This window comes from Clostridium sp. 1001275B_160808_H3 (assembly GCF_015550425.1).
GTDB lineage: Bacteria > Bacillota > Clostridia > Clostridiales > Clostridiaceae > Clostridium.
On sequence record NZ_JADNAT010000044.1, the window covers coordinates 1 to 7,361 of the forward strand.

Sequence of the window (7,361 nt, forward strand, 5' to 3'; positions counted from 1 at the left end):
CTCAATAAAAAGTTTAATCTCTTCGCTCAAATTACTTTGAGTCTTAATTTTAAGACGTCTAAAAGAATTGCTGGTTTATTTTACTTAACTTATTTTCTGTTCAATTTTCAAAGACCATTTTCTTCATCGCTCTCAAGCGACTTTCTTATCTTACTATCTTTAGATTTATTTGTCAACATCTTTTTTTTGACTGTTAAATCCTTTTTGTAAGACCTCTTGTCCCTTAGGACATAAAGTATGATATCATGCTTTCTTTTAATAAATTATACTTTAATTTATTAAATATAATAATTATAATTATAAATTCGCCAAATATCTTTATTTTTCTCTTTTTTTCTCATATTGATACGTGTGGATTAGTTGTTATTTGAATTATACGTCATTAATAAAAATATACTATTTTTATATGTAAATGGTGCTTAATATATTATATTCTTTTATTGAATAAATTATTAAGCACCTTTTCTTATCTTATTCTATTATTTTATAATATATTATTCTATTTACTATATTATAATTGGATAATTACTAGAACCATTTATAACATTATTTTCTGATATTCTATTTCCTGAATTTAATATAGCATTATTTATTATTGTATTATTTTCTATTATACAATTTTCCATTACTATACTATTTCTGACTATAGCATCCTTTGCTATTTTCACCTTTCTTCCAATTATACAATTCTCAACCTTACCTTCTATATATGATCCATTTGCTATTATAGAATTATCGACTTTACTTTCCTTTGAATAGTATGTTGGAGATTCATCCTTTTGTTTCGTATATATTGGATTATTATTGTAGAATAGCTCTCTGCTTATTTCTACATTTAACAATTCCTTATTAGTATTAAAATATGATTCCACTGAGTTTATGCAAGCTAGATAGCCTTTAAATTCAAAAGTTCCAACATTTAAATTTTCCAAGTTGTCTACTATATATTCTTTTACTTTCTTATATAGTCCAGTAGTTATACTATCTTTTATTATATCTATAAATAAACTTGTCTTCATTATATACATTTCCATATTTACATTAGTATTGCCTCTTCCTTCTGAAATACCCTTTATGCTTTTTACTTTATTATTGTCGTCCATTATTATTTCTTCACAATTTATAAATTTATTACTATAGTTATCTTCATTCTTATATATTACTGTAATATCATCACCTGAGGTTTTATGCTTTTCTAAAGCTTCCTTATAATTTATATTACATATCATGTATGATGGCGATATAATTATATACTCTTTTCTACTGTATTTTATAAATTCAATATTTTCTATAAAACCATGAATATCATCATATCTTGGATCATATTCACTATAATTGAATACTTTTAAAGCATCATGCTTCCTATGAAGGTCCCACGGTCTTCCATTACTTAAGTGCTTCATAAGAGAATAGGATTTTCTTTTTGTAAATATACCAATACACTCTACCCCTGAATTAGTTAAGTTTGATAATATGAAATCTATTATTCTATATCTTCCTGCTATTGGCATTGCAGATATTGTATTAGAACCTATTAAATTTTTTAAATAATCTTCCTTTTCATCTAAATTTATTATTCCTATACAATCCTTCATTTAATTTCCCCCTAATTTATAGTGCTTCAGCAGGCTCTAATGTTGTACCACTTTTCAGCTCCTCTTTAGATGCTATAACTGCTATTTTTTTACCGTCACCAATTTTACATCCGCTTCTAATTATTGCATTGCTTCCAACTATGGCTTTATTTATTACTACATTATCTTCAATCTTAGTATCTGGCATTATTACTGAATCTTTTATTACTGAATTTTTCCCGATACTTACCCCCTGAAATATTACCGAATGTTCTACATCACCTTCAACTATACATCCCTCTACTACAAGAGACTCATTAACATTTAAGTTACTTCCTATATACTGAGCTGGTCTTGCTATATTCTCTGAGTATATCTTCCATTCATTATCATATAAACTTAACTTATTATCTGTATTTAATAAATCCATATTAGCTTCCCATAAGCTTCTTATAGTTCCAACATCTTTCCAATAACCTTCAAATGGATAAGCTACTAATCTCATTCTTTTATTTAGCATATTTGGGATAATATTTTTCCCAAAATCGTTACTAGAGTATATATCATTTTCATCTTCAATTAAAAAACTTTTTAATACACTCCAATTAAATATATATATTCCCATGGATGCCTTTGTACTTTTAGGCTTTTTAGGCTTTTCTTCAAATTCATATACTGATAAATCATCTCTTGTATTCATAATTCCGAATCTACTTGCCTCTTCTATAGGTACATCTATTACAGCTATTGTAGCATCAGCTTCTTTTTCCTTATGAAATTCTAACATTTTATCATAATTCATTTTATAAATATGATCACCTGATAGTATTAATATATACTCTGGATTATATCTATCTACATATTCAATATTTTGATAAATGGCATTTGCTGTTCCTTTATACCATTTCCCGCCCTTTTCTTCTTGATATGGTGGTAATATTCTTACTCCACCATCTCTCCTATCTAAGTCCCATGGTGCCCCTATACCTATATGTGCATTTAATTCCAATGGCTTATATTGTGTTAATACTCCGACAGTGTATATACCTGAATTAGAACAATTACTTAATGGGAAATCAATAATCCTATACTTTCCACCAAAAGGTACTGCTGGCTTTGCTAATCTTTTTGTTAATACTCCTAAACGTGATCCCTGTCCTCCAGCTAAAATCATTGCTACAATTTCTTTTTTACCCATCTATCCTACTCTCCTTACCTTAGTTTATATATAAATATTTATTAAAATCTCAAAGTATCTCTTTAAGATATAAATATGAGTAAGGCATTAATTATATGTTAAGTAACACTATTTTTTATAAAAAAAACACCTAATTGATTTTTAGGTGTTTTAATAATCTTATAAATTTTTATATAATACTCCTGATCCCCAGATACCAGTTGCATATTCTTTTATTGTTCTATCAGATGAAAAAATTCCTGAATGTGCTATGTTTACTCCACACATTCTTTGCCAATTGTACTTATTGTTATATAGTTCATTTACTTTTATTTGAGCTTTTATATAACTGTCAAAATCCTTCAAAACGAAAAATTCATCATTATACATTAATAAACTATCATATATTACTCTAAACTTATCTTTATCAGAAGAATAAGTTCCATCTATTAACCCATCTATAACCCTTTTAACTCTATTATCATTATTATATATATCCCATGATGAATATCCACCATTCTTATAATAATCTAAAACTTCATTTGCAGTTAATCCAAATATAACTATATTATCATCTTTAACTTCATCTTTTATTTCTATATTGGCTCCATCTAATGTGGCTATTGTAACAGCTCCATTCATCATAAACTTCATATTAGATGTGCCTGATGCTTCCTTTGTAGTTGTTGATATTTGCTCACTTAAATCAGTTGCTGGAATTATTTTTTCTGCTAGTGAAACCCTATAATTCTCCATCATAACAACTTTTATTTTTTCATTAACTCTTGGATCATTATTTACTTTATTGGCTATTGATGTTATAAGCTCTATTGTATTTTTAGCTAAACGATATCCTGGAGCTGCCTTTCCAGCAAAAATAAATGTTCTTGGATTTATATCTATATTTGGATTTTCTATTAATTTATTGTATAGATCCATAATTCTTAAGCAATTCAAAGTTTGCCTCTTATATGCATGAATCCTCTTTACTTGAACATCAAATATAGATTCAGGGTTTACTTTTATACCAGTTGAATTATAAATCTCATTAGATAACTTAACTTTATTATTTAACTTTATATTACTAAGTTTATTTAATACATTATTATCATTTAAATGTTTTTCAAAATTAACTAGATCTATTGGATGTCTAATAAAACTATCACCTATAGTTTCCTTCAATAGATTTGTTAGTTCTGGATTACTCTTTAATAGCCATCTTCTATGAGTTATTCCATTAGTTTTATTATTAAACTTATTTGGATATAGATAATAAAAATCTGACATTTCTTTTTTCTTAAGTATTTCTGTATGAAGCTTTGCAACTCCATTTACACTATGGCTTCCTACTATAGCTAGATTAGCCATTCTAACAAAATTATCTCCAATGATAGCCATTCTAGAAATCTTATCCCATTGCGCTGTATATTTATCCCACAATTCCTTACAATATCTCTCGTTTATTTCTTCTACTATCATATATATTCTAGGTAATACCTTCTTGAACATATTTATCGGCCATTTTTCTAATGCTTCTGCAAGTATAGTATGATTTGTATATGAAATTGTATTTTGGGTAATTCTCCACGCTTCTTCCCATGATAATTCTTCTTCGTCAATTAATATTCTCATAAGCTCTGGTATAGCTAACGTTGGATGCGTATCATTTATATGAATTGCTACTTTTTCATCTAATTCATGTATATTATTATTATATTTTTTATAATGTCTTATAATACTTTGCAAGCCGGCAGATACAAAAAAGTATTGTTGCTTCAGCCTTAACATTTTTCCCTCGTAAAATGAATCTTCTGGATATAATACTAATGATATTGATTCAACAGAATTTTTATATTCAATTGCTTTTAAAAATTCCCCTCTACTAAAAGATGAAAAATCAAATTCATTGCTTACAGGCTCTGCTGTCCATAATCTTAAAGTATTAACTACTTCATTTTGATATCCAACTACTGGAGTATCATAAGGAACTGCTAATACTGGTTCGTAATTAACGTGGGTAAAAGCTAATCTTCCATTTACAGTTTCTACTTTTACTTCTCCACCAAACTTTACTATTTCAGCTTTATCTCTTTTAGGTATTTCCCATACATTACCTGATCTTAACCAATTATCAGGAACTTCTACCTGCTTTCCATCTATTATTTTTTGCTCAAAAAAGCCATATTTATATCTTATTCCACACCCATGCCCTGGTATATTTAAGGATGCCATAGAATCTAAAAAACATGCAGCTAATCTACCTAAACCACCATTACCAAGTCCTTGATCCTGTTCTAAGTTTTCAAGTTCATCTAAATTTATATTTAAATCCGCAAGAGCTTCTCTACAAGTTTCTCTTATACCTAGATTCATTAAAGCATCCCCTAATAATCTTCCAAGTAAAAACTCCATCGAAAAATAATATACTTGCTTTTCTCCAGTTTCTTTATATCTGTTATTTGTGTTAAGCCATTCTTCAGCAACATAATCTCTAACTAAACTTCCTAAAGCTTCATACTGTTGTTTCTTAGTTCCGTCTTCCAATCCCTTTCCCGTCATCTCGAGGAATTTTCGTTTGTAATCCCTCTTTAAGGAATTCTTATCTACATCTAGCATAAATTCTCCTCCTGTTAAAGCAATATTACTTATTTATTACACCTATATATAATTTTTTGTATTCTCTTGCTGATTTTTCCCAGCTATTATCTGATTTCATCGCTTGTCTTATAAGTGAATTCCATATCTGTTTATTATTATAGACATTTAAAGCATATTCTGATACATGTGTTAGCTCATGACAATTATAATTTCTAAATCCAAATCCATTTCCTAAGCCAGTGTATTGATTATATGGAATGACTGTATCTTTTAATCCTCCAGTTTCTCTTACAATCGGAATTGTTCCATACCTTAATGCAATCAACTGACCTAATCCACAAGGTTCAAATAATGATGGCATTAAAAAGAAATCTGATCCTGCATATATTTTATGAGCTAGTTCATTACTAAATTTAATATTTACTGAAACCTTATCATGATATATATAGTTAAATTTCCTTAGTGTTTCTTCATAAGCTCTATCTCCAGTTCCTAATATAACTACTTGTATATTCTTTTGTAGTAATCTATCTAAAGAATTTATAATCAAATCACATCCTTTTTGATGTGTCAATCTAGATACCATTCCTATAATAGGAATATCACCATTTATTGGTAATCCTAATTCTCTTTGTAAACATTCTTTATTTACTTTCTTGTCATATATATTACCTAATGAATAGTTTTTGTATATATATTGATCAGTTTCAGGGTTATATTCATCATAATCTATTCCATTCAAAATTCCCTTCAACGCATAACTTCTATGTCTTAAAAGTCCTTCAAGTCTTTCACCATATTGAGATGTCTGAATTTCTTGTGCATAAGTATTACTTACTGTAGTAACTTGATCAGAGTAATTAATTCCTCCTTTCATAAAACTTACCCCGCCATGTAACTCTATACTTCTATTGAAATATGCTTCATAATTATATCCAAGTAATTCTGGCAAAATTTCTGGAGAAAATGTTCCTTGGAAAAGTAAGTTGTGTATTGAAAAAAATGTTTTTATATTTCTATACATATTTCTTTTTTCGTATTCTAATCTATAAATTACAGGAACCATTCCTGTTTGCCAATCATTACAATGAATTATATCTGGTCTCCAATTCATCTCATTAATAAATTCTAGTACTGCTTTATCAAAGAAAATGAATCTTTCTGCATCATCATAATATCCATAAAGATTATCTCTTTTAAAGTAATATTCATTATCTATAAAATAATACTCTACCCCATTGTATATATATCTAAAAAGTCCACAATACTGCTTTCTCCAACCTACATTAACATAAAAATACTTTATAAACTCCAAATTATTAATATATTTACTTGATATATTTTTATATTTAGGTAATATAACTTTTACTTCTACATTTTCCTTATTTAATGCTTGAGGCAATGCTCCCATTACATCTCCTAATCCCCCTGTTTTAATAAAAGGATGTGCCTCAGATGCTACCATTAATACTCTCATACAGTACTCCCCCAATAAATTTAAAATTTATAATATATTTAAATGTATGAAATTTATTGAAGAGTATTCTTATTAAAAACCATTTTTATGTAAATAATATAATAAAGAAACTTAGTAAATGATTACACTAGAGATTTTTTATACTATATTATGTTACAACTTTTCCACAACTATTTTATTTTATAAACAGTTTTTGATGAAAATTTATAATATCTGTTGATAAATAATAAAATTCAAAATAAAATTATATAACAAAAAAGACTTAAGAATAAATTCTTAAGTCTTTTTTAACGACCTGGCAACGTTCTACTCTCCCACACAGTCTCCCATGCAGTACCATCGACGCTGTAGAGCTTAACTTTCCTGTTCGGAATGGAAAGGAGTGTTTCCTCTACGCCATCATCACCAGATTTCAGAGTGTTCTCTGAAAATTGCACATGAATTAATTTTAAGCCTGTTTTTTATTGGTCAAGCCCTCGACCTATTAGTATCAGTCAGCTAAATATGTTACCACACTTACACCTCTGACCTATCA

General features: G+C 27.9%; 4 protein-coding genes and 1 rRNA gene. All 5 read right to left on the reverse strand.

Features of this window, described 5'->3' with window-relative positions:
- Positions 1–506: 506 nt before the first annotated feature.
- The 5 genes from glgD to rrf all read right to left on the reverse strand — a co-directional run bounded on the left by glgD (position 507) and on the right by rrf (position 7,236).
- Positions 507–1,595 carry a glucose-1-phosphate adenylyltransferase subunit GlgD gene (glgD, locus tag I2A75_RS17640; RefSeq protein ID WP_195266911.1) on the reverse strand — a complete coding sequence of 363 codons (1,089 nt, stop codon included), beginning with the start codon at positions 1,593–1,595 and terminating at the stop codon, positions 507–509.
- Positions 1,596–1,611: 16 nt separating this feature from the next.
- Complete coding sequence (locus I2A75_RS17645) at positions 1,612–2,772, reverse strand: glucose-1-phosphate adenylyltransferase (RefSeq protein WP_195266912.1); 1,161 nt, start codon at positions 2,770–2,772, stop codon at positions 1,612–1,614.
- A gap of 159 nt (positions 2,773–2,931) precedes the next feature.
- Positions 2,932–5,367, reverse strand: a complete 2,436-nt coding sequence (locus I2A75_RS17650; protein WP_195266913.1) for a glycogen/starch/alpha-glucan phosphorylase — start codon at positions 5,365–5,367, stop codon at positions 2,932–2,934.
- Between the two features lie 25 nt (positions 5,368–5,392).
- Positions 5,393–6,826: a glycogen synthase GlgA gene (gene glgA / locus I2A75_RS17655; RefSeq protein ID WP_195266914.1), complete on the reverse strand. Its 1,434-nt coding sequence runs from the start codon at positions 6,824–6,826 to the stop codon at positions 5,393–5,395.
- Positions 6,827–7,119: 293 nt separating this feature from the next.
- Positions 7,120–7,236: ribosomal RNA gene (rrf, locus tag I2A75_RS17660) — 5S ribosomal RNA — on the reverse strand.
- Positions 7,237–7,361: the final 125 nt, after the last annotated feature.

Excerpts from the sequence above, each read along its gene's own strand:
- glgD (WP_195266911.1), bottom strand. The coding sequence starts at position 1,595 with ATGAAGGATTGTATAGGAATAATAAATTTAGATGAAAAGGAAGATTAT.
- I2A75_RS17645 (WP_195266912.1), bottom strand. The coding sequence starts at position 2,772 with ATGGGTAAAAAAGAAATTGTAGCAATGATTTTAGCTGGAGGACAGGGA.
- I2A75_RS17650 (WP_195266913.1), bottom strand. The coding sequence starts at position 5,367 with ATGCTAGATGTAGATAAGAATTCCTTAAAGAGGGATTACAAACGAAAA.
- glgA (WP_195266914.1), bottom strand. The coding sequence starts at position 6,826 with ATGAGAGTATTAATGGTAGCATCTGAGGCACATCCTTTTATTAAAACA.